The sequence below is a fragment of the Mesorhizobium sp. GW821-FHT07A06 genome, assembly GCF_059419085.1.
This window is the reverse complement of the sequence record NZ_JBWKRC010000001.1, coordinates 423747-445684: the sequence shown is the minus strand read 5'-3', so window position 1 is coordinate 445684 and position 21938 is coordinate 423747. Positions and strand designations below refer to the sequence as shown.

The 21938-nt window shown below is 62.7% G+C and carries 21 protein-coding genes; 12 read left to right on the top strand and 9 right to left on the bottom strand.

What is annotated here, in order from left to right; translation table 11 throughout:
• Nucleotides 1–381 precede the first annotated feature (381 nt).
• From AC07SZ_RS02130 to AC07SZ_RS02115, 4 genes are read left to right on the top strand one after another with little or no spacing between them, the layout of a single operon-like run.
• Nucleotides 382–2673, top strand: a complete 2292-nt coding sequence (locus AC07SZ_RS02130) for an Orn/Lys/Arg family decarboxylase (RefSeq protein ID WP_494913105.1) — start codon at nucleotides 382–384, stop codon at nucleotides 2671–2673.
• A 12-nt stretch (nucleotides 2674–2685) separates the two neighbouring features.
• On the top strand, nucleotides 2686–4212 hold the full coding sequence (gene adiC / locus AC07SZ_RS02125) for an arginine/agmatine antiporter (protein WP_056563232.1): 1527 nt from the start codon (nucleotides 2686–2688) through the stop codon (nucleotides 4210–4212).
• Entirely contained in the window at nucleotides 4212–4565 is a 354-nt protein-coding gene (locus AC07SZ_RS02120; RefSeq protein ID WP_196772370.1) for a GNAT family N-acetyltransferase, read from the top strand. The genes adiC and AC07SZ_RS02120 overlap by 1 nt, the downstream gene beginning before the upstream one ends.
• A complete protein-coding gene (locus AC07SZ_RS02115; RefSeq protein WP_196772369.1) occupies nucleotides 4555–4701 on the top strand; it encodes a hypothetical protein in 147 nt (48 codons plus the stop codon). The genes AC07SZ_RS02120 and AC07SZ_RS02115 overlap by 11 nt, the downstream gene beginning before the upstream one ends.
• A gap of 145 nt (nucleotides 4702–4846) precedes the next feature.
• Here the strand turns inward: AC07SZ_RS02115 and AC07SZ_RS02110 are convergent, their stop codons facing one another.
• The 4 genes from AC07SZ_RS02110 to mltG all read right to left on the bottom strand — a co-directional run bounded on the left by AC07SZ_RS02110 (nucleotide 4847) and on the right by mltG (nucleotide 9414).
• Nucleotides 4847–6238: an amino acid permease gene (locus tag AC07SZ_RS02110; RefSeq protein WP_056563237.1), complete on the bottom strand. Its 1392-nt coding sequence runs from the start codon at nucleotides 6236–6238 to the stop codon at nucleotides 4847–4849.
• A 340-nt stretch (nucleotides 6239–6578) separates the two neighbouring features.
• Entirely contained in the window at nucleotides 6579–7235 is a 657-nt protein-coding gene (gene gmk / locus AC07SZ_RS02105; protein ID WP_056565545.1) for a guanylate kinase, read from the bottom strand.
• Between the two features lie 21 nt (nucleotides 7236–7256).
• Complete coding sequence (locus AC07SZ_RS02100; protein ID WP_056563240.1) at nucleotides 7257–8147, bottom strand: YicC/YloC family endoribonuclease; 891 nt, start codon at nucleotides 8145–8147, stop codon at nucleotides 7257–7259.
• A gap of 157 nt (nucleotides 8148–8304) precedes the next feature.
• A complete protein-coding gene (gene mltG / locus AC07SZ_RS02095) occupies nucleotides 8305–9414 on the bottom strand; it encodes an endolytic transglycosylase MltG (RefSeq protein ID WP_244493891.1) in 1110 nt (369 codons plus the stop codon).
• On the opposite strand from mltG, the gene AC07SZ_RS02090 reads away from it, so the two are divergent.
• Nucleotides 9413–9685 (top strand): hypothetical protein, encoded by a 273-nt coding sequence (locus AC07SZ_RS02090; protein ID WP_244493892.1) that lies wholly within the window; start codon nucleotides 9413–9415, stop codon nucleotides 9683–9685. The genes mltG and AC07SZ_RS02090 overlap by 2 nt on opposite strands.
• Here AC07SZ_RS02090 and fabF read toward each other — a convergent pair.
• The 4 genes from fabF to fabD form a co-directional block, all read right to left on the bottom strand.
• Entirely contained in the window at nucleotides 9673–10935 is a 1263-nt protein-coding gene (gene fabF / locus AC07SZ_RS02085; protein WP_056563245.1) for a beta-ketoacyl-ACP synthase II, read from the bottom strand. The two genes, AC07SZ_RS02090 and fabF, sit on opposite strands and share 13 nt — an antisense overlap.
• Nucleotides 10936–10969: 34 nt before the next feature.
• Entirely contained in the window at nucleotides 10970–11206 is a 237-nt protein-coding gene (locus tag AC07SZ_RS02080) for an acyl carrier protein (protein ID WP_006203723.1), read from the bottom strand.
• A 199-nt stretch (nucleotides 11207–11405) separates the two neighbouring features.
• On the bottom strand, nucleotides 11406–12143 hold the full coding sequence (fabG, locus tag AC07SZ_RS02075; protein WP_056563248.1) for a 3-oxoacyl-[acyl-carrier-protein] reductase: 738 nt from the start codon (nucleotides 12141–12143) through the stop codon (nucleotides 11406–11408).
• A 59-nt stretch (nucleotides 12144–12202) separates the two neighbouring features.
• Nucleotides 12203–13150, bottom strand: coding sequence for an ACP S-malonyltransferase (gene fabD / locus AC07SZ_RS02070; protein ID WP_056563251.1), 948 nt, complete (start codon nucleotides 13148–13150; stop codon nucleotides 12203–12205).
• A 276-nt stretch (nucleotides 13151–13426) separates the two neighbouring features.
• Here fabD and AC07SZ_RS02065 point away from each other — a divergent pair, with 276 nt between their 5' ends.
• On the top strand, nucleotides 13427–15355 hold the full coding sequence (locus AC07SZ_RS02065) for an LTA synthase family protein (RefSeq protein ID WP_494913104.1): 1929 nt from the start codon (nucleotides 13427–13429) through the stop codon (nucleotides 15353–15355).
• Between the two features lie 42 nt (nucleotides 15356–15397).
• Here AC07SZ_RS02065 and AC07SZ_RS02060 read toward each other — a convergent pair whose 3' ends face one another.
• The gene (locus AC07SZ_RS02060; protein ID WP_494913103.1) at nucleotides 15398–17035 is read right to left on the bottom strand and encodes a pilus assembly protein; all 1638 of its coding nucleotides are present in this window, start codon (nucleotides 17033–17035) and stop codon (nucleotides 15398–15400) included.
• Nucleotides 17036–17498: 463 nt separating this feature from the next.
• Here AC07SZ_RS02060 and rpsF point away from each other — a divergent pair, with 463 nt between their 5' ends.
• The 6 genes from rpsF to AC07SZ_RS02030 all read left to right on the top strand — a co-directional run bounded on the left by rpsF (nucleotide 17499) and on the right by AC07SZ_RS02030 (nucleotide 21908).
• Nucleotides 17499–17993: a 30S ribosomal protein S6 gene (gene rpsF, locus AC07SZ_RS02055; RefSeq protein WP_056563259.1), complete on the top strand. Its 495-nt coding sequence runs from the start codon at nucleotides 17499–17501 to the stop codon at nucleotides 17991–17993.
• A complete protein-coding gene (gene rpsR / locus AC07SZ_RS02050) occupies nucleotides 17993–18241 on the top strand; it encodes a 30S ribosomal protein S18 (RefSeq protein ID WP_006203718.1) in 249 nt (82 codons plus the stop codon). Before rpsF ends, rpsR begins: the two co-directional genes overlap by 1 nt.
• 218 nt (nucleotides 18242–18459) lie before the next feature.
• Nucleotides 18460–19044 (top strand): 50S ribosomal protein L9, encoded by a 585-nt coding sequence (gene rplI, locus AC07SZ_RS02045; RefSeq protein WP_056563263.1) that lies wholly within the window; start codon nucleotides 18460–18462, stop codon nucleotides 19042–19044.
• Nucleotides 19045–19219: 175 nt separating this feature from the next.
• On the top strand, nucleotides 19220–20512 hold the full coding sequence (locus AC07SZ_RS02040) for a cyclopropane fatty acid synthase (RefSeq protein ID WP_494913102.1): 1293 nt from the start codon (nucleotides 19220–19222) through the stop codon (nucleotides 20510–20512).
• A gap of 93 nt (nucleotides 20513–20605) precedes the next feature.
• Entirely contained in the window at nucleotides 20606–20929 is a 324-nt protein-coding gene (locus AC07SZ_RS02035; protein ID WP_056565549.1) for a YnfA family protein, read from the top strand.
• A gap of 1 nt (nucleotide 20930) precedes the next feature.
• Nucleotides 20931–21908 carry a small ribosomal subunit Rsm22 family protein gene (locus AC07SZ_RS02030; protein ID WP_494913101.1) on the top strand — a complete coding sequence of 326 codons (978 nt, stop codon included), beginning with the start codon at nucleotides 20931–20933 and terminating at the stop codon, nucleotides 21906–21908.
• The last annotated feature ends 30 nt before the right edge of the window (nucleotides 21909–21938 follow it).

Sequence of the window (21938 nt, the reverse complement as noted above, 5' to 3'; positions counted from 1 at the left end):
TCATATCGTCGCATATTGCGACGGAAGGTGTCATGATGGTCATTCTGGCCTGCTTCCAGAAGTCCGCCAGCAGCGCGGCGGACGATGCAGTATTCTGAGAATGACATGACAATGTATTAAAACTGTGATCAGTTCGGGCGATAGTCGCGCAACTGCTTAATCATGAAGTTCTTGAATGGGAGCCCATGAACGCCAGAAGCCTTCTTTCGGATTATTCGAATCCGAATCGATTCGCACGTGGGATGCCCACGGCGCTGTGTCATTTTCATTCATCGCAAGCGCACGACGCGCGCCCTACCCAATCATCGGAGAAGGCGCGCTAAGCGCCCCACGCTTTTCCGTTTTCCATTTTCCGGTCCCAAAGCAGAAAGGAAGCGCAGCATGTCTTCACAATCGAGCCTGAGGTTGGCGATGCGGGCATTGTTGGTCCGCGAGAATTTTGGCGAAGAATCAGCTGCGGGACGCGCGATGGCGGCCCTGGTCGATGAACTGGAACGGCGCGAGATCGAAGTCGTGCTTTCTTCGGCCGTCGACGACGCGCTTGCGATCGTTTCGACCGATCCCTCGATCCAATGCTTGCTACTCGACTGGGATCTGAGCAAAGGCGACGAGCATCAGGCGGCGCGCACGATCCTGGACGCGATGCGCGATTTCAACGCCGACGTGCCAATCTTCCTGCTCGCCAACCGCAGCGTGGCCTCAACGATCCCGGCCGACGCGATGACCAAGGCCGACGATTTTATCTGGCTGCTCGAGGACACTGCCGACTTCATCGGCGGGCGCGTCTTCGCGGCGCTGCAACGCTATCGCTCGACAGTCCTGCCACCGATGTTCGCCGGTCTCGTCGAGTTCGCGCGGACCTATGAATATTCTTGGCACACCCCGGGACATACTGGCGGCACCGCTTTTCTGACCTCGCCCGTCGGACGGGCCTTCTTCGAGTTTTTCGGGGAAAGCCTGTTCCGGTCAGACCTGTCGATTTCGGTCGGCGAACTCGGCTCGCTGCTGGACCATAGCGGGGCGATCGGCGCGGGCGAACGCTATGCCGCGAAGGTCTTTGGATCGGACCGGAGCTATTATGTCACCAATGGTTCGTCGACATCGAACCGCGTAATATTGATGGCGAGCGTGACACGTGACCAGGTCGCGCTGTGCGACCGCAACTGCCACAAGTCTGTCGAACATGCGATGACGCTGTCGGGCGCGATCCCGTGTTACCTGATGCCGACGCGCAACGCGCTGGGGATCATCGGACCGATCCCGCCCGAGCGACTGACCCCCGCCGCGCTGCGCCTGCTGGTCAGCGAGAATCCACTGGTGCCGATCGGTCCCGATGCCAGGCCGGTCCACGCGGTCATCACCAATTCGACCTATGACGGGCTTTGCTACAATGTCGCGCGCGTCGAGGAACTGATGGGCGAAAGCGTCGACCGGCTCCATTTCGACGAAGCCTGGTACGCCTATGCGCGCTTCAACCCGATTTATCGCGAACGCTTCGGAATGCACGGTGAACCGGCGACGCGCGATCGGTCGAAGCCGACCGTCTTCACAACCCATTCGACGCACAAGCTGCTCGCGGCGCTGTCGCAGGCGTCGATGATCCATGTTCGCGACGGCCGCAACCCGATCGACCATGCCCGCTTCAACGAAGCGTTCATGATGCACGCATCGACCTCGCCCTGTTATCCGATCATCGCGTCCAACGATGTGTCGGCGGCGATGATGGATTCGTCGGGCGGAAAACTGACCGGCACATCGATCCGCGAGGCGATTGCGTTTCGCCAGATGGTGGCGCGACTGTCGGCTCAAATGGCGGAGGACAATAGCTGGTTCTTCGACCTGTGGCAGCCAGCCAAGGTTCCAGACGCGCGCGGACGCACCGTCGCCTTCCACGAAGCCGATCCGGAACATCTGGCGACCGAGCCGTCGTGCTGGTACCTCGAGCCCAACGCCGAATGGCACGGCTTCGGGAATATCGAGCCTGGTTATTGCATGCTCGATCCGATCAAGGTGTCGATCCTGACCCCCGGAATGGACCCGACGGGCGATCTGCGCGCGGTCGGCATTCCCGCGAGCATCGTTACCGCCTATCTGGCGGCGCGCGGTATAGTCGGCGAGAAAACCACCGACTTCACGATCCTCTTCCTGTTCTCGCTAGGCGTCACCAAGGGTAAATGGGGAACGCTGGTCAACGCGCTGCTCGATTTCCGCAAGGATTATGACGCGAACTGCCCGCTCGATCGCGCGATCCCCAGCCTCGTCGCCGATCATCCCGATCGTTACGCGGGCATGGGACTGCGCCAGCTTGCCGACCTGATGTTCGCCGCGATGGGCGACCTCAAGACGACGCGGATGATGTCCGAGGCGTTCGGCATCCTCCCCAAGCCCGACATGAGCCCTGTCGCCGCCTATGAGCAGCTGGTCCGCGGCAATATCGAGAAGGTTGCGCTTGATCAGGTCGCGGGCCGCACGCTGGCGACAGGGATCGTCCCCTATCCCCCGGGCATCCCGCTGATGATGCCGGGCGAAAATGCCGGTCCCAAAGGCGGGGCACTGATCGGTTATCTCAAGGCGCTCGAAAGCTACGACCTGCGCTTCCCCGGCTTTGGGCACGATACCCACGGGGTCGAGAATGAGGATGGCGTCTATCACGTGTTGGTCGTCAAGCATTGAAGGGGAAGCGAAATGGCTGAAGAAGCAGCGGCTGCGCCCGCAAGCGGGGGCGGCAACAAGATCGGGGTGGTTGCCGCCACATTAATGGTGGCAGGCAACATGATGGGATCGGGCGTATTCATGCTGCCCGCCAATCTTTCGGCGATCGGAAGCATCGCGCTGATCGGATGGATATTCACGATTGTTGGCGCGGTCGCGCTGGCGCTCGTCTTCGCCAAGCTGGCAGCGATCGATCCGGCGGCGGGCGGCCCTTATGCCTATACGCGAAAGGCGTTCGGCGATTATATGGGATATCAGACAAACCTCATTTACTGGCTCGCGAACGTCATTGGCAACGTCGCGCTCGCGGTCGCTGGCCTTGGCTATCTCTCGCATTTCTTTCCGGTGCTGAAAGTTCCGGTGGTGATGGCATTCGCCGCCATCGCAGTCATCTGGTTCTTCACCTACGCCAACATCCTCGGCCCCAAGCTGGTCGGTCGGCTCCAGAGCTTCACCACCGTGTTCGCGCTGGTCCCGATCTTCGGGATGGCGCTGTTCGGCTGGTTCTGGTTCAGCGCCGACATCTATGAATCGGCGTGGAACGTCTCCGGCAAGAGCGACACAAGCGCGGTAATGGCCACGCTCACCTTCACACTCTGGGCATTTATCGGCGTCGAAAGCGCGTCCGTCTCGGCCGGCGTCGTCGAGAATCCCTCGCGCAATGTCCCGATTGCTACGGTCGGCGGGGTGGTGCTGGCATCGGTCGCCTATATACTCAGCTCGTCGGTCATCATGGGCATGATCCCAAACAAGGAATTGCTGGTTTCATCAGCGCCCTTCGCGGATGCCGCGCGGCTCGCGCTGGGCGATTTTTCTGGCAGTGTAGTCGCGCTCTGCGCCGCCGTCGGTTGTCTCGGGTCGCTGGCGGGCTGGACCTTGCTCGTCGGCCAGTCGGCAAAAGCCGCGGCGGATGACGGGCTGTTCCCTGGCATCTTCGCGCGGGTCAACAAGCGCGGCGTCCCCTCGCTGGGCCTTGTCATCGTGGCGACGATCATGAGCATTCAGGTGCTCGCCACCATGTCGCCGACCGCAAGCGAGCAGTTCGGCAAGATCGCGTCGATTGCGGTCATCATGACATTGCTGCCTTATATTTACTCGATGATCGCCATAAAGGTGCTCGGCTATCGCAAGATGCCCCACGCGCAGTACACCTTCTTCGTGATCACGGGGCTGGCGGGGGCGGCCTATTGCATGGTGGCGCTGGCTGGCTCCGATGGAGAGCAAGTGCGGTGGTCACTGATCTTCGTGATCTCCACAATCGTTTTCTACTCGGCGTCGATCACCCGCAAGCGCGATATCGAGGAAAAGCATCTCCATCCGGGTGGGCGTTCGCCCGTCTGGGTGCGTTATCTCGCACTGGGTGTTACCATTGCCGCGCTGGCCGTAATGTTCTGGCTGTCGGTGGGCCGCTATTCCGGTCTCGACCTTCACTCGCGCTCTGCATCGCCGCCGAACGTATCGGAGACGGTCGACAAGATGGTGCCACAAGAGACGCCCTGATGGACTGGCGTGCGATGACCGATGCGGATCTCGATCGAGTGACGAACCTCGCAGAGGCGGTTCACCTCGATTATCCCGAGAACTCATCGGTCTTCGCCGCCTGTTTCCGCCTCTATCCGGCAGGATGTCATGTTCTGGACATCGGCGACGGCAGGATTGGCGGCTACCTGATCTCACATCCAGGGCGGCTCGACACGCCGCCGGCACTCGATGTGCCGCTGAAGCGGCTGCCCGAACCGCTCGACTGCTATTATCTTCACGACCTCGCGGTCGGCGAGGCAGCGCGCGGGCACGGCATGGCGAACCGCGCGGTGGAGATTGTCGTGGAGGAAGCACGCCGTGGTGGCTTTTGACACTATCGCCCTGATCGCGGTCGGCGATGCCCATGCCTTCTGGAACTATTGGGGTTTCGCATCGCTCGGCGACGGCCGGATCAATCCGGCGAAAGGCTATGGCGAGGAAGCGCGCGCGTTGATCCGCAAAATCTGATCAGCGCACGAAATCATACTCGATCGTCGCCTGGATGCGCGAGGTGATGCGCGAGCTGCCATCCTGTTCGTCGCGGAACCCGACGAGCCGCACGACGCCGCCGAGCTACGATGGTGGGGGAACATCGCACAGGTGCGTTCTCCTCTCACGGCATCGAACGTTGCGGCTCCTCATTCCTCACATCATCGCGCGGTGGCTGCCGGCGCGTCATCATCGCATAGACCGGTATCCCGATCATCGTCAGAATCATGGTCCACAAACCCGCCGCCGCACCGCCGCCATATATTGTGACCAGTGAAAAGGTGAAGGCGATCAACGAAATCAGAGTGAAGGGCCGGTCAGCCCATGGGCCGGGCCGGGCAAGACTCGCGAGCAGCGTGGTTTCGGCGGCCGCGCAAAAGGCATAGGGGACCATTTCCGCGGTGGTCGAGAGATTGATGAGCTCGCGATAGACGCCGACCAAAGCGGTCAATCCGCTCGCCTGCAGCAGCAGCATCAGCGATGACAGGACAAGCGAAATGGCAATCCCCGCCGCAGGGGTGCTCGAGCGGCTAAGCCGCGCGAAGATCGGAGGGAACAGGCCGTCGCGCGCCGCGGCAAGCGGAACCTGGCCCATCACCAGCGTCCAGCCGTTGAGCGCGGCGAGCGACGAGAAGATGACCGCCGCCGCCAGCACGTCGCCAGCCCAATCCCCCCACATCAGGCGGGCTGCATCGGCAAAGGGCGCCGACGAGGCCGCCAGCGTCGCGCGCGGTACGACGCCCATCACGGTGACCGTGCAGAGAATGAATATCGCGGCGCAGATCAATGTGCCTAGGATGGTGGCGCGCGGAATCGTGCGCGCCGGATCCCTGACATTGTCGGCGGGCACGGTCGAGGATTCGATGCCCAGGAAAGCGAACATGATCAAAGGCATTACGCTGGCGATCGCGAATAGCGTGGAAAGCGGGCCAGAACCGCCCGCGCCGGCGGGGAGGTCAGGCGGTAGCGCGAGGGTCGCGGGCGAAACCCAGAACAGCCCGATCGACCCGATCGCGATGAAGGGCACGAGCTTCATGCCGACCATGATATTCTGAAGTATCGCGGCGGACCGGACGCCACGGATATTCACCAGCGCGACGGCCCATATCGCGGCCAGCCCGATTGCGGTGGAAAGCAGCCGGCTTTGACCAATGCCGGGGAAAAAAACGCCGAGATAACCCACGAAGGTGATCGCGATCGCGGGCTGCGAAACCCACATCGAAATCCAATAGGTCCACGCGACGATGAACCCGGCCTGCGGGCCAAATGCCTGCCGCGCATAGGCATAGGGACCGCCGACGCTTGGCAATATCCGCGCAAGCCGCGCAAACAGCAGCGCGATGCAGATCGCGACACCGGCCATCAGGACCCATCCTATGAGCGCGACATAGCCATAGGGCGCGAGTGCGGCCGGCGAGAGAAAGAAACCACTTCCGATAATATTGCCGACGACCAGCGCGCTGCAGGTGACTACACCCAGCGACCGGGCGTGGCTGCTCGCGATCGGAGCCGTCATGCCGGCCCGAGCGCGCGGAAGAATGAAGAGCGGTTTCGAAGCGGTATCATGATGTCAACGCTCTCAAATCCAGTACCATTGGGACTTGCGATCAAGAACTGTGATACTATTCAACGTGCAGGCGAGCTTGTCTACCGTGGTCTTGTGTCAGCCATGTGCCACCCTTGAGCGGCCTCGTTGGTTTCAGTGGAATGGAACAGACCGTCGCCATTCTCAGGCGGATGCGATCCAGTTCGCGCTGGCTGACTGGCGGCAGATTGAGGCCACCACCTCATACCGGCAGTTCGAGCGAGTTATAGCATCGGTGTTCCCGTGAACGGGGAGAAGGAAGAAGGGAGCCTTACGCCGTCTTCTCGTCCAGCAGGCCGGAGACGAAATCGAACAGACCGGGCCGGCGGTCCCGCCGCAATCGTTCGGCGACGACAATGCCGCGCACCTCGGCGAAGGCGCGGTCGAGATCGTCATTGACGATGACGAAATCATATTCCTTCCAGTGCTCGATCTCATTGCGGGCGTTCTTCAGCCGCGTCTCGATCACCGCTTCCTGGTCCTCGGCGCGGCGTTTCAGCCGCGCCTTCAGTTCCTTCATCGAGGGCGGCAGGATGAAGATCGAAACGATATCGGCACGCATCTTCTCCTTGAGCTGCTGGGCGCCTTGCCAGTCGATGTCGAACAGCATGTCGCGGCCTTGCGCCAGCGCCAGTTCCGCGGGTTCGCGCGGTGTCGCATAGCAATTGCCGTGCACCTCCGCCCACTCGAGCAGCGCGTCGGAATCGCGCAGCCGCTCGAACTCGCGCATGGTGCGGAAATGGTAGTGAACACCCTCGATCTCCGAGCCGCGGCGCGGCCTGGTGGTGACCGATACCGACAATTCGAGGCTGGAATCGCTTTCCAGGAGATTGCGCGCGATCGTCGACTTGCCGGCACCGGATGGCGACGACAGGACGAGCATCAGCCCCCGGCGGCGAATGCGGCCCCCCAAATCCCTGGGAACCATCGGTTCCTTGGCAACCATCGGCTACTCCAGATTCTGTACCTGTTCACGAAACTGGTCGACCACGGCCTTCAGCTCCAGCCCGATCGCGGTGACGGCCGCGGCGTTCGACTTCGAGCACAGCGTATTCGATTCGCGGTTAAATTCCTGTGCCAGAAAATCGAGCTTGCGGCCGACGGCGCCGCCACCCCCAAGCAGGGCCCGGCCAGATGCGACATGCGTTTTCAGCCGGTCGATCTCTTCGCGAATATCAGCCTTGGTCGCAAGGAATGCCGCCTCCATATGCAGCCGGCTGGCGTCCAGATTGGCGGACGCGTCCATCAGCAGCCTGACCTGCTCGGCGATGCGTTCACGGATCGCCGCGGTGTCGCGTGAGGGGTCCGCCTCCGCGCGCAACGTCAGTGCCTCGATGGCATCGATGTGGCCGGACAGCAGCAAAGCCAGCGCCGCCCCCTCGCCCTGCCGCGCCTGTTCCAGCCCTTTCAGCGCGACGTCGAGCGCAACCGTGATGGCGGCGTCGAGCGCGGCGCGCGCCTCCTCGGTTTCGATGGTTTCAGGAATGTCAAGCACACCTCGCAGCGACAGCAATCCGTCGGCTGTCGCCGGGGCAACGCCGAATTGTTCCTGCAGACGCTTGGCCAGACCCGCAAGGTCTTTCAGAAACGCCTCGTTTACGACGGGTTGCGCCTGCGCGCCGGCGGCGCGGCCGATTGTGAGCGTCGCCTGGAAATTGCCGCGGGCGAAACGCTTCTGCAGCGTCTGTCGCACCGCCGGCTCCAGCCGCTCAAAACCCTGTGGCAGCCGCAGCCGCACCTCGACGCTCTTGCCGTTGACGGACTTGACCTCCCAGGCGATCGAGGTGCCGTCATGCTCGGCGACGGCACGTGCAAACCCGGTCATGCTCTGCAAATTCATGTCGCCTGCACATCCCTGGCGCATCACCCCGAAACCAGTCTTCCGGACGGGGCAAGTGCTGCTTGAAAACAACCACGCCGCGGGCGCGTCGAAACCGGACGCTTGGCGTTCCTTCAAATGTCAGGCTGTCGCCTTCCGGGCAACGCCTTTCTTCGTCTTACTGGGCATCACCCGCATCGCCGCCGGCATCGCCATTGTCGCCACCGGTGCTGTCGCCGCCGTCGGCGGGCTTGTCTGCGGCAGGCTTGTCCGTATTGCCGTTGGCACCGGCGGCAGCGGCCTTGGCCGCGTCATCGGCCTGCTTTTTCTGCAGCGCACGATAGCGGGCGACGTTCTCATTGTGCTCGTCCAGCGTCGCGGCAAAGACATGACCGCCCGTGCCGTCGGCGACGAAATATAGATCGTCGGTCTTCGATGGATTGGCCACGGCCTCAAGCGCCGCGCGGCCCGGATTGGCGATCGGCGTCGGCGGCAGCCCGTTGATGACATAGGTGTTGTAAGGTGTCTGCTTTTGGATGTCCGACTGGTAGATCGGGCGGTCGGCAGGCTTTCCCTTGCCGCCGAACAGACCATAGATGATGGTCGGATCGGATTGCAGGCGCATGCCCTTGGCCAACCGGTTCAGGAAGACGGCGGCGACGCGCGAACGCTCGTCACCCTTGCCGGTTTCCTTCTCGACGATCGACGCCAGGGTGACGAAGTCCTCGATATTGGCGAGCGGCAGGTCCGGCGCGCGCCGCTGCCATACCTCGTCGACCAGCTTCTTTTGATCGGCCAGCAGCTTGTCGATCATCTGCTGGCGCGTCGCGCCACGCGTGAAGCGCAGCGTGTCGGTGGCAAGGCTGCCCTCGGGAGGCGTTGTCGAAGGCATGTCGCCACTCAGGGCGGGTTCGTCGGCGATACGCTGCAGGGCCTGCTCGACCGTCAGCCCTTCCGGAATGGTCAGCGAGTACATCACCGACTTGCCGCTTTTCAGGAGCTCCATGATGTCGCGCATGGATGCCCTGGGCTTGATCTCGTATTCGCCTGCCTTGAGCGCGGAATCATTGCCGAAGGCACGCACGCCAAGGCGGAAGACACGGGCGTCGCTGATCAGTCCGCGCCGTTCAAGCTGGTCGGCGATGTCCTGGACGCCGGTGTTCGCCTTGACCAGGAAGGTGTCGCCATTGGCCGAAGGACCGGGTTCGGTGAATTCCTGCTTGCCGAAATAGAGCGCCACTCCAGCCGCCAAAACCAGCAGCATCACCGAGGAGATGACGAAGTTCATGAACACCACGACCTGGCTGCGCGAAGCGCGCGAGCGTTTCGGCGGCGGGGTTCCGGCTTCTGGCCGCAAGGCCTCGCTGGCTGTCTTCGGCACGATCGGCCCGGTGTTCGCCGGCCGTTGCCCGAATTCTCCGTTGCCCACCGGATTTGTGTTCATTTTGCCCTACCGTTTGATCGCCCAACGAATCCCCCGCGGCAGAGTAGGGGCGAATATGGCAAAATTGACGGCACGTCGAAGCGTCGTCCGGCGGCCGGACGATCAGCCATTGTAGCGCTGGAATACAAGCGAAGCGTTTGTGCCGCCGAAGCCGAAGGAATTGGACAGGGCCACGTCGATCTGGCGGGAGCGAGGCTTGTTCGGCACCAGGTCGATCGCGGTTTCACGCTCCGGGTTGTCGAGGTTGATGGTCGCCGGCGCGATATTGTCTCTGATCGCGAGGATCGAAAAGATCGCCTCGGCGGCACCAGCCGCCCCCAGCAGATGGCCGATCGACGACTTGGTCGACGACATCGAAATCTTCGACGCGGCATTGCCGACAAGCCGCTCGACGGCGCCGAGCTCGATCGTGTCGGCCATGGTCGAGGTGCCATGCGCGTTGATGTAGTCGACATCGGATGGCGCAAGCTTGGCCCGGTTCAACGCCGCCGTCATGCAACGGAAGGCGCCGTCGCCGTCTTCAGCCGGTGCGGTGATGTGATAGGCGTCGCCCGTGAGACCGTAGCCGGTCACCTCGGCATAGATTTTCGCCCCGCGCGCCTTGGCGTGCTCGAGCTCTTCGAGCACCACGACACCGGCGCCCTCGCCCATGACGAAGCCATCTCGGTCACGGTCATAGGGACGCGAGGCCGTCTGCGGCGTATCATTGCGCTCGGTCGACAGCGCCCGACAGGCGGCGAAGCCCGCGATCGACAGCCGCGTCACCGGCGCTTCGGCGCCACCGGCGACCATGACGTCGGCATCGCCCCACATGATCAGCCGGGCAGCATCGCCAATGGCGTGCGCCCCGGTCGAACAGGCAGTGACGACGGCATGGTTGGGGCCTTTCAGCCCGTGCCGGATCGAAACCTGGCCAGAGACAAGATTGATGATCTGGCCCGGGATGAAGAAGGGGCTGATGCGGCGCGGACCGCGCTCCTTGAGGATGATCGCATTCTCGGCGATGCCCTCGATGCCGCCAATGCCGGAACCGATGAGCACGCCGGTGGCGCACTGCTCCTCATGCGTCTTGGGCTCCCAGCCGGAATCCTTCAGCGCCTCGTCGGCGGCGGCAATCCCGTACAGGATGAAGTCGCCGATCTTGCGCAATTCCTTGGGCTCGAGCACGGCCTCTGGATTGAAGGTCGCATTGCTGCCGTCACCACGCGGAATGACGTGGGCGACCTTGCAGGCAAGATCCTCCACCTCGAACTCGGTGATGCGCTTGGCGGCGCTGCGGCCGGTCAGAAGCTCCTTCCAGCTGTGCTCGAAGCCCATGCCGAACGGCGACAACAACCCAAGGCCCGTGACGACGACACGCCTCATCGCAGGTCCTCCCCGGTGATGACTGCGGAAAGCGTCAGGCCGAAGCCTTGTCGATGTACTTCACCGCATCGCCGACGGTCAGGATGGTCTCGGCCGCGTCGTCGGGAATCTCGACGCCAAACTCTTCTTCGAACGCCATGACGAGTTCGACCGTATCGAGGCTGTCAGCGCCCAGATCATCGATGAAGCTCGCCTGCTCCGTCACTTTGTCGGCATCGACGCCAAGGTGCTCGATGACGATCTTCTTGACGCGCTCTGCGGTGTCACTCATTTGGGCATCCTCGTCTTTTGTTTGTCTGTCTTCGTTAGCGGGCAGAATGCCGCTAATCAAGCTGAAAGATGGTCCTGCCGGAAACGCAACGGCCACGGACCGGTTTTTGCCCGAACCGCCGGGTTGCGGGCCGCATTACACGAAAAATGGCCGAGGTCCAAGGTGAAATGGTCTCTTTTCACAACCCCGCCATGTCTGGTCAAATCATCGCCATGCCGCCGTTGACATGGATGGTCTGCCCGGTGACGTAGGCGGCTTCGTTGGAGGCGAGGTAGGCGACGGCGGACGCCACTTCAACACTCGTGCCCATGCGGCGCGTCGGAATCGCCGCCATGATCGCCTCTTTCTGCTTGTCGTTGAGCTTGTCGGTCATCGCCGATTCGATGAAGCCCGGGGCAACGCAGTTGACGGTGATGTTGCGGGTGGCGATCTCCTGCGCCAGCGACTTGGAGAAGCCGATCATGCCAGCCTTGGAGGCGCAATAGTTGGTTTGGCCGGGATTGCCGGTGACACCAACCACCGAGGTGATGTTGATGATGCGGCCATGGCGGCGGCGCATCATCGGATGGGTGAGTTCGCGCGTCAGCCGGAAAACGGCGGTCAGATTGACTTCGATCACGCTATCCCAATCGGCGTCCGACATGCGCACGAACAGCCCGTCCTTCGTAATGCCGGCATTGTTGACCAGGATGTCGACGCCTTCGAGATCGGCCTCCGCCTTCTGGCCAAGCGCCTTGACCTCGTCGCGATTCGACAGATTGGCCGGAAACAGCTTTACCCGGTCGCCGAGTTCGGCGGCCAGTGTTTCGAGTTTCTCGATGCGAGTGCCGTGCAGGCCGACAATGGCGCCTTGAGCATGCAGCACGCGGGCGATCGCCTCGCCGATGCCTCCCGATGCGCCGGTGACGAGCGCCTTGCGGCCGGTCAGTTCGAACATTTTTGTCTCCTGATCTGAGAAAACACCCTTCACACGGAAGGGGTCAAATCGCCAGTGTATTATGCGAGTGCGGCCAGTGCCGCCTCAACATCGGCCGACGTGCCGATGGCTGATGTAGCGATATCGCGGTTGATGCGCCGGGCCAGGCCCGACAGCACCTTGCCGGCGCCGATCTCGTAAAGCGTCACAACGCCGTTGGCGCCGAACCATTCCACCGTTTCGCGCCAGCGCACGCGGCCGGTTATCTGCTCGACAAGGCGCCGGGCGATCTCATCCGGATCGCCGGTCGGTGTCACGGTGACGTTGGACACCACGGGAACCGCCGGCGCGTTCTTCGCCACCCCGGCGAGCGCATCGCGCATGACGTTCGCCGCCGGCGCCATCAAGGCGGAATGGAAGGGCGCCGAGACCTGCAGCATCAGCGCCCGCTTGGCGCCCTTTTCGGTGCACAGTTTCGCCGCCAGCTCGACCGCGGCCTTGGCGCCGGAGATGACCAGCTGGCCGCCGCCATTGTCATTGGCGATCTGACAGACCTTGCCGGAGCCTTGCGCGGCCTCGGTGCAAGCGGCTTCGACATCCTCCTGCTCGAGTCCGATGATCGCCGCCATGGCGCCCTCGCCGGCCGGCACCGCCGCCTGCATGGCGTTGCCACGAATGCGCAGCAGGCGGGCGGCGTCGGCGACGGAAACAAAGCCGGCGGCGGCAAGGGCCGAATACTCGCCCAGCGAATGGCCGGCGACATAGGCGACCTTGCCCTTCAGCGAGAAACCGCGCGCTTCCAGCGCCCTCACGGCGGCCAGCGAAACCGCCATCAGTGCCGGCTGCGCATTGGCGGTCAGCGTCAACGTCTCTTCCGGACCTTCCCAGATCAGCTTCGACAGGTTTTCGCCGAGCGCGTCGTCGACTTCCTGGAAGATCCTGCGCGCCTCCGGAAAGGCATCGGCAAGATCCTTGCCCATTCCGACAGCCTGGCTGCCTTGTCCCGGAAAGGTGAATGCGACGGCCATGCTAGGGCTCCCGAAGACTGATGTGCTTATCTGATACGCGAATTTTTCCTGCCTGTGGCGCAAGGCAGCCCGCCAAGTCAAGCCCGCTTCGACCCGTGCCCAGACCCAAACCATGCGCCGAGTGCCTGTTCCGAAAGGGTTTTTGGCGATCACTCCTGATGAAAACCGCTCACGAATCGTTCGCTGGCTCTTCTTATTTTCGCCACAGGCGCTAGCTTTGCGTGACAATTATATGACAATCGCGTGACTTGGGTTGTCGCCGGGTGGGAAGTTAAAGTGGCAAAGAGTTCGAAACGCGCCGGTAAAGCCGCGCCTCAGTTCCTGGAAGACGATCCGTCCACCGGCTATCTGCCGGGCCGGAGATGGCCGGTTGTCCGTTACGGATTGATCAGCCTGGCGATCTCAACCATCCTGGTGTTCGCCATCGAATGGATCGTGCGCGGTGACTTTGCCGGCACCGTCTTCTTCTTCCTGCAGCCGCTCAAGCCGGGCTGGACGACCATCGTGGTGTTCGCGCTGATCCTGATCGGCCTCGACGCCGTGCTCGGCCGCAGCCACCAGAGCCTGATGATCGTCGCGCCATTGACGCTCTCGCTGGCATTTGTCGGCCACCAGAAGTCGCACTATCTCGGCGATCCGCTCTACCCGACGGATTTCCTCTACGCTCGCCAGATCTTCGCGCTGTTGCCGCTCCTGGTGCGTGAACGGCCGATGACCGCGCTCGCCATGGTCGTCGGCATCGTCGCCGGCCTGTCGCTGCTCGTCTATGGCTGGCGGCAGTGGCGCCGCAAGGTTCCCGCGCTCAGCCACAAGGGTCGCCTTGCCCGGCTGACGCTGGCGGTGCCGCTGCTCGCCTTCTTCGTCTCGATCATGGACTATGCCACCTTCTCATGGACCAGGGATCGGCTGCAGATCATCCCGATCATGTGGGACCAGAAGGAAAACTACGCCTCCAACGGCTTTGCACTAGCCTTCGCGCTCAACGTGCCGATGGCCCATGTCTCGGCACCCCCGGGCTATACGGAAAAGGCGATCGCGGCGATCGACCGGCCGCAGATAATGGCCTCGGTGCCCGATGAAAGGCCAGACATCATTGTCGTCATGAGCGAATCCTTCTGGGATCCGACCAAGCTGCCCGGCGTCACCATCACACCGGATCCCATCCCCACCGTGCGGGCATTGCGTTCCGGTTCGATGTTCTCGCCTGAATTCGGCGGCATGACGGCAAATATCGAATTCGAGGCGCTGACCGGTTTTTCCAACGCTTTCCTGCCGGCCGGCAGCATCCCCTACCAGCAATATGTGCGCACGCCGACACCATCGATGGCGACCTTCCTGAAGAGCGAGGGCTACCGGGCGCGCGCCATCCATCCGGGCACCAACTGGTTCTGGAACCGTGGCGCAGTGTACGCCGATTTCGGCTTCAACGATTTCAAGTCGGAAGAGACGCTGCCGCCCATGGAAAAGCGCGGACCGCTGGCATCGGATGCGGCGATGACGGATGAGATCATCCGGGAAGCCGACGCAAGTGACGATCCGGTGTTCTTCTTCGCGGTCAGCCTGCAGAACCATGGCCCCTATGAACCGAACCGCTATTACAACCCGACCCACGCCGTGCAGGCGCCGATCAGCCAGTGGGCGCGCGATTCGCTGCTGAGCTATGCGGAGGGTTCCGCCGACGCGGACCACGGCCTTGAACGGCTGATCGAATGGGCCAAGAAGCGCGAGCGGCCGACGATTGTCGCCTTCTTCGGCGACCATCTGCCGCCACTGGGGCCGGTCTATGTCGAGACCGGCTTCCTGAAGGACAACGTCGCGCCACGCAAGGAGCCGACACCGCAAGCAGCCCTTGACCATCACGAGACACCGCTGATCATCTGGTCGAACCGTTCCGGCCCGGTCGCGGACCTCGGCACGGTCAGCCCGGCATTCCTGCCCTATCATATCCTGACCGCGGCCGGCATCACCCATCCCTACTACACGGGCTTCCTGGGCGAGATGCGGGAGCGCTACCGCGTCGTCGACCGCAACCTGCTGCTGACCCCGGCCGGCGAGGCCACGCCCGATTGGTCGCGTCAAAAGGAGATCAACCCGGCAATCCGCGATTTCCGGCTCATCCAGTACGACATGATGTTCGGCAAGCGCCATGCCGCGCCCGACTTTTTCCCCGAGACGGTCGACAAGATCGTCGCCCATACAAGTTGAGGGGCGCACATCAGATAAGGCAGCCCTCTCGAGATCGAGCGCTCAGTTCGTGAGTTGTAGCTTCGAGAACTTGTTGGCGATCTGCTGAAAGACGTTCGGCAGTTTGGCCGGGTCGTTGACGGCGTAATAATCGCTCGGGTCGGAAGCGCAGGCGCTGTAAAGCGCCCGGTTGGCGGCGGTGTCCGACTGCAGCACCATCGTATAGATTTGCACGCCCTCGTTCTTCAATTGCGTGCACACGCTCTTGGTCCAGGCGTCGACATTGCGGGCCGCCGTTGTCTGGTTGTCGGACCCGAAGCGGCCACCCGCCAGATATCCATAGGACGTGTAGTCGGACTTGGTCGGCTGATTGCTGGCGCCATAGACGACATTCTCGCCGTCGGTGAGCAGCATGACGATCTTGCTGACGCCCGGCGTCTTGAATGGCACCCCATCGGTATAGGGCGCGCCTGGTGAAAGCACCCGCATGCCCCACGACAGGCCCTCCGAGACATTGGTGCCGGAACCGTTCCATTCCGTCATCTGGCTCGCCGCCTTGCGCAATTTGACGAAGTCGTCGGTCAAGGGAACGATAGGGGTCGGGCAGGAGCGGTTCGGCCCAACGGTGATGGCGGTGCCGGTCTCGGTGACGAGCTTGTTCGTCGAGGCGACATATTTGGCGATTTTTTCCAGATCAGCGCCCAACGACGCGTCGATCGCACCTCCGAGCAGGCCGCTGAGGTCGATACCCAGCACATTGATGCCGGACTGCTTGAGTTTGTTCTTGTCTATGGTGTCGTCGAGGTAGGAATTGTTGTAGCCGGTCGCCGAGTTGCCATAGGAGCCGGACGGCTTGGTGGCAGGTGCTGGATCGTCGGGAGCGAAATAGGGCACGAACAGCGTGTCGGGCTTGTTCGGGTCCGGTGGCGTATCGGAAATGTTGTAGGTGCCGGGGCGAGCCTCGACGCAGCCTTTCCATCCGGTGTCGTTCCATCCGCCCTTCAGCCCCAGTTGCTTGAACAGCGCCATATGGGTCGGCCGCTTGCCGTCGATGACGGGGAAATTGATGCCGTTGGTGGAGGATTTCCCGTCCATGTCGATCCAGGACGGGTCGAACCCATCGCCATTGACGTTGACCGCCGTGACAAAGGGAACCACCGAGGCACGCACCTGGCGCGTCGGCGATTTTGTCGCCTCCAGAGTGTCCAGCAGGGACTTGGTTGCCGCCCTCAATGCCGTCATGCGGGCACCCGCCATCGAGCCGGTATTGTCCAGCACCAGCACGACTTCGAGCTGATTGTTCGATTCGACAGCCGAGGCATTGACGACGATGTGTCTGTTCTGGCCGAACAGGAAGGCGAAGTTCAAATTGACGTCCGCCGAGGCAACCGCCTTTGTCTTGATGAAGTTGACGCCCCTGTCGACGGTCAGCGTCGCCTGCGCGTTGGCGAGTTCGCCATGCCCGACGACGTTGGCCTGAAAATAGCGATCGAAGGCGTCCGTGCGGGTCATGTCCAGATCGCCGAGATGAGAAGAGGCGAGATTTGCGGCGTCGAGCGCATTCTGCAGGTTGCTCTTGGCACGCATGATGGTCGACACATCAACCGCGAAGGCGACGGCCGACAGGATGGCCGGTAGACCGAGTCCCATCAGAAGCGCGAAATTGCCGCTCTTCGAGCGCCAGAATCTGTTGAGAAGCATCCTTACCCCCGGGAAATGCTCACCGCTTGGTCTGCGCGGATTGCCCGGGCTTTTGCACCTTCCATGATGAATCGACCGTTGACGGCGGGGCTCAACCCTGTGCAACCTGACATAGTGGTTAAAGGCTGGTTGCCAGAAAATCGCCAGGCGGTACCGACGCAGCACGTCATTTCCAGCGCCCTGCGACATCGGGAACGCCGCCTGCCCTTGCCTTATCGGTGGATTGCTGTATAGACGCCGCCAATCTGCCGGTCCCAGCTGGGGGCTGAACGGAGGGCCGGAGGTTTCATCAAAAGCCTTCGTGTGAAGCCAGAAGTGCTTCCGCCTCCCGTGTCTCCGCTCTCGACCGTCTCGTCATGCTCCTTTCTTCCCCGTGCCCTCCCAGGCTCCACGGGTCAGAGAAGTTGCAGAGGCTTTTGCCGCCGGGAACCGGGAGAGAAACGAAGAAAGGCACTGAACCATAATGGCTCTTTACGAACATGTGTTTCTTGCCCGGCAGGACCTCTCGCAGCAGCAGGTCGATGCGCTTGTCGAACAGTACAAGGGCGTCATCTCCGCGAATGGCGGGTCCGTCGGCCGGGTCGAGAACTGGGGACTGAAGTCCCTCACCTACCGGGTCAACAAGAACCGGAAGGCATACTACACGCTTATGGACCTCGACTGCCCGCCGGCAGCGCTCAACGAGATGGAGCGCCAGATGGGCCTGTCCGAGGACGTCCTGCGGTTCCTGACCATCAAGGTCGAGGCGCATGAGGAAGGTCCCTCGGCCATGATGCAGAAGCGCGAAGAGCGCTCCGAGCGCGGCAGCTTCGGCGACCGCGATCGCGGCCCGCGTTCGTTCGGCGACCGTGATCGCGGCGACCGTGGCGATCGTCCGCCGCGCAGCTTCGGCGGCGACGCCGGTGGTGATCGTGGTCCGCGCCGTCCGCGCGAAGGCTTTGAAGGGGGTGCAGAATAATGGTCGACATCAACCAGATCCCGACCCGGCGCCCGTTCCACCGTCGCCGCAAGACCTGCCCGTTCTCCGGCGCCAACGCGCCCAAGATCGACTACAAGGACGTGCGTCTCCTGCAGCGCTACATTTCCGAGCGCGGCAAGATCGTGCCGTCGCGCATCACCGCCGTGAGCCAGAAGAAGCAGCGTGAACTCGCCAAGGCGATCAAGCGCGCCCGTTTCCTCGGCCTGCTGCCCTACGTGGTCCGCTAAATCTCTCTCGAACGGGCGGTTCGCCGCCCGTTCCTTACGCCGGCCATGACGGGCATGACCGGTTCAGGCATCAAATCCCGAGTTGAGGCCAAGGCCTCTAACTGCCGCGACAGGCAGGACAGCGACACCGGCGGCAACGCCCCTTTTGCTTCCTGACCTGTTCCAGAGAATTCGGCGCCTGCCTTGTGGACGGACGCCCAAACAAAAGGAACAAAACCATGGAAGTCATTCTTCTCGAACGCGTTTCCCGCCTCGGCCAGATGGGCGATACCGTCAAGGTCAAGGACGGCTTTGCCCGTAATTTCCTGCTGCCGCAGGGCAAGGCGCTGCGCGCCAACGAAGCCAACAAGAAGAAGTTCGAAGGCCAGCGCGCCCAGCTCGAAGCCCGCAATCTCGAGCGCAAGTCGGAAGCCAGCCAAGTCGCCGAAAAGCTCGACGGCAAGAGCTTCATCGCCGTTCGCTCGGCCGGCGAGACCGGTCAGCTCTACGGTTCGGTGTCGACGCGCGACATCGCGGATCTGCTGACGGCGGAAGGCTTCACGGTCAACCGCAACCAGATCCAGCTCAACCAGCCGATCAAGACCATCGGTCTCACCAATGTGGCGATCGCGCTGCACCCGGAAGTCGAAGTCACCATCACGCTCAACATCGCCCGCACGGCCGATGAGGCCGAACGTCAGGCCAAGGGCGAGACGCTGACCACCGCCGAAGCCATTTATGGCGACGACATCAACGACAATGCGCGGCCGGAAAACTTCTTCGATCCGAACGCCGAGTTCGACGGCGGCGAGGACAACGCCTGATCGCCCACGACAGGCGAAGGAGCAGCGCTCCGATCACTTTGTCGTAATCCAGCCATTCTGGACCAATGCCCGGGCCTCTCGCCCGGGCATTTTTATACCAAATGGAACTTTTCGAACCCCTATATATTGTTGCAGAATTAAGGCAGCCGGTCTGACCGTGAGGGGACATTTGGTTATGAACATTCTGCTGAAGCGCGTTCTCGATCGCCTGGTTCGCACGGGCAATCTCAAGGTAACCGGACCCAAAGGCTTGACCGTCATCTTCGGCGACGGCAGCGGCGAGCCGGTGCACATGCACATCAAGACCCGGCACGCCGAACGGGCGATTACCTTCGACCCGATGCTGGCGGTGCCTGAAGCCTACATGGACGGTGAACTCGACATCCTCGAAGGCGGCGTGCTCGGCCTGATGCGCATTGCCTTCCAGAACATGGGCAGCGGCGGCATCGACGCGACATGGTCAAAAGCCATCGAGGGCCTGCGCCACGCCTTCCGCCGCCTGCAGCAGATCAACACCGCCTCGCGCTCGCGCCGCAACGTGCAGCGTCATTACGATCTGTCGGGCGACCTGTACCGGCTCTTCCTTGACGAGGACATGCAGTATTCCTGCGCCTATTTTGAGCAGCCGGACATGACGCTGGACGAGGCGCAGGCCGCCAAGAAGCGCCATATCGCCGCCAAGCTCAGGCTGAAAGCCGGCCAGACCGTGCTCGATATCGGCTCCGGCTGGGGCGGGCTCGGCCTCTATCTCGCCAAGGCCTTCGACGTCGACGTGCAGGGCGTGACGCTGTCGACCGAACAGCATGGCGTGGCCACCGACAGGGCGCATGCGCAAGGCCTGGAAAACCACGTCCATTTCGAGCTGAAGGACTATCGCGAACTCAACGAACGCTTCGACCGCATCGTTTCGGTCGGCATGTTCGAACATGTCGGCGTGAACCACTTCCGCACCTTCTTCGACAAGGCGGCAACGTTGCTGAAGCCCGATGGCGTCATGCTCCTGCACACGATCGGCCGCTCCGGCGTGCCGTGGGCGACCAGCGCCTTCATCCGCAAGTATATTTTCCCGGGCGGCTACATACCGGCTATGTCGGAGGTGCTGCCGGCGATCGAGAAGTCCGGCCTCGTGGTCACGGATGTCGAGATCCTGCGGCTCCATTATGCCGACACGCTGAAGCACTGGAGCCAGCGCTTCGCCGCCAATCGCGACAAGGCCAAGGCCATTTACGACGAACGCTTCTGCCGCATGTGGGAATTCTATCTGGCCGCTTCCGAAGCCGCCTTCCGCTGGCAGGACCTGGTCATCTTCCAGTTCCAGATCGCCAAGAAAAACGACACGCTGCCGGTGACCCGCGACTATATGGCAAAATGCGAAAAGGCACTGGAAATGCGCGACCTGGGCCGCCGCGAAGCGGCTCCTGCCGAGAAGCCCGCCAAGCCCGCCCGGCGCCGCAAGGTGGCGGAGTAGAAACGCAACGTTGGTGCGCTTTCGCCATTGCCGCTTGCCATTCCCGGCCCCTGCCCTGAAAAAGGCCTCGTGATCGTCACGGGGCCCTTTTTCATGACCTATCTCCTTTATGCCGCCGCGGCAGTGGCCGAGATCGCTGGCTGTTTTTCGGTGTGGGCCTGGTGGCGGCTGGAAAAATCGCCACTGTGGCTGGCGCCGGGCTTCGTCTCGCTGCTCCTGTTCGCCTGGCTTCTGGCGCTGGTCGACACCAATGCCGCCGGCCGCGCCTATGCCGCTTATGGCGGCATCTACATCGTCGCCTCGCTTGGCTGGCTGTGGCTGGTGGAGGGCGTGCGGCCCGACCGCTGGGATCTTGGTGGTGCCGCGCTCTGCATAGCCGGCGCTTCGGTCATCCTGCTCGCACCGCGAGGAGCCTAGCGTGGAACTGCCGGCCCCTCTTCGACACGCCGTCGATCGCATCCTGGAAAAAATCCCGCTGCCGGACCTGAAGCAGGCGGCGAAAACACTCTCCGACCGCTACCGTGCAGAGCAGCGCGACGGCCGCCTGCACATGGCGCAGGACATGGCCGTCAAGGCCTATCTGGCGACGCGGCTGCCGGCGACCTATGCCGCGGTCCGCGCCAGCCTCGACACGCTGAACGCGGCCCGGCCGGATTTCACGCCGAAAACCCTGCTCGATGTCGGCGCCGGCCCTGGCACGGTGCTTTGGGCCACCAGCGCGCTCTGGCCCGATCTCGAACAGGCGGTTTTGCTGGAAGCGAGTGCGGCGGTGCGCAAGGTCGGCGAGGCGCTCGCCGCCGATGCCATCGCAGCCCGAACCGTCTGGCAGGCTGGCGACGTCACAACAGACCTGGCGGACCTTCGGCCGGCGGACCTCGTCACCTGCGCCTATGTGCTGGACGAGATCGTGCCGGCATCACTGCCCAAATTGGTCGACCGGCTATGGCAGTTGACGACGGACACGCTGCTGATCATCGAGCCGGGCACGCCTGCGGGCTGGCAGCGCATTCTGGCGGTGCGCGCACAACTGATCGCCGCCGGTGCGCATGTGCTGGCGCCTTGTCCGCATGAGATGCCCTGCCCGCTCAGCCCGCCCGACTGGTGCCATTTTTCGCGCCGCGTCGCCCGCTCGCGCCTGCACCGGCTGGCCAAGGACGCCGATGTGCCGTGGGAAGACGAGAAATTCATCCTTGTCGCCGCTTCGCGCCAACCGGCCGCCTCCCATGCCGCCCGGGTCCTCGCACCGCCGAAATCCGGATCTGGCAAGGTTCTGCTCAAGCTTTGCCGGGAAGACGGCACGGCCGCGGAGCAACTGTTCACCAAGCGTGACGGCGCGGACTTCAAGCTGGCCCGGCGGCTGGACTGGGGCGACAGGCTGGAACCAGGCGGCACGTGAACGGCCGATTGTTCTTGCTTCGTTCCAATA

Bases quoted from the DNA above. Each gene is read 5' to 3' on its own strand.
- AC07SZ_RS02120 (WP_196772370.1), top strand. From the start codon at position 4,212: ATGGACTGGCGTGCGATGACCGATGCGGATCTCGATCGAGTGACGAAC.
- fabF (WP_056563245.1), bottom strand. From the start codon at position 10,935: ATGAGGCGTGTCGTCGTCACGGGCCTTGGGTTGTTGTCGCCGTTCGGC.
- rpsR (WP_006203718.1), top strand. From the start codon at position 17,993: ATGGTCGACATCAACCAGATCCCGACCCGGCGCCCGTTCCACCGTCGC.
- rplI (WP_056563263.1), top strand. From the start codon at position 18,460: ATGGAAGTCATTCTTCTCGAACGCGTTTCCCGCCTCGGCCAGATGGGC.
- AC07SZ_RS02060 (WP_494913103.1), bottom strand. From the start codon at position 17,035: ATGCTTCTCAACAGATTCTGGCGCTCGAAGAGCGGCAATTTCGCGCTT.
- rpsF (WP_056563259.1), top strand. From the start codon at position 17,499: ATGGCTCTTTACGAACATGTGTTTCTTGCCCGGCAGGACCTCTCGCAG.
- adiC (WP_056563232.1), top strand. From the start codon at position 2,686: ATGGCTGAAGAAGCAGCGGCTGCGCCCGCAAGCGGGGGCGGCAACAAG.
- AC07SZ_RS02035 (WP_056565549.1), top strand. From the start codon at position 20,606: ATGACCTATCTCCTTTATGCCGCCGCGGCAGTGGCCGAGATCGCTGGC.
- AC07SZ_RS02130 (WP_494913105.1), top strand. From the start codon at position 382: ATGTCTTCACAATCGAGCCTGAGGTTGGCGATGCGGGCATTGTTGGTC.
- fabD (WP_056563251.1), bottom strand. From the start codon at position 13,150: ATGGCCGTCGCATTCACCTTTCCGGGACAAGGCAGCCAGGCTGTCGGA.
- AC07SZ_RS02080 (WP_006203723.1), bottom strand. From the start codon at position 11,206: ATGAGTGACACCGCAGAGCGCGTCAAGAAGATCGTCATCGAGCACCTT.
- gmk (WP_056565545.1), bottom strand. From the start codon at position 7,235: ATGGTTCCCAGGGATTTGGGGGGCCGCATTCGCCGCCGGGGGCTGATG.
- AC07SZ_RS02040 (WP_494913102.1), top strand. From the start codon at position 19,220: ATGAACATTCTGCTGAAGCGCGTTCTCGATCGCCTGGTTCGCACGGGC.
- AC07SZ_RS02100 (WP_056563240.1), bottom strand. From the start codon at position 8,147: ATGAATTTGCAGAGCATGACCGGGTTTGCACGTGCCGTCGCCGAGCAT.
- fabG (WP_056563248.1), bottom strand. From the start codon at position 12,143: ATGTTCGAACTGACCGGCCGCAAGGCGCTCGTCACCGGCGCATCGGGA.
- AC07SZ_RS02090 (WP_244493892.1), top strand. From the start codon at position 9,413: ATGAACACCACGACCTGGCTGCGCGAAGCGCGCGAGCGTTTCGGCGGC.
- mltG (WP_244493891.1), bottom strand. From the start codon at position 9,414: ATGAACTTCGTCATCTCCTCGGTGATGCTGCTGGTTTTGGCGGCTGGA.
- AC07SZ_RS02110 (WP_056563237.1), bottom strand. From the start codon at position 6,238: ATGACGGCTCCGATCGCGAGCAGCCACGCCCGGTCGCTGGGTGTAGTC.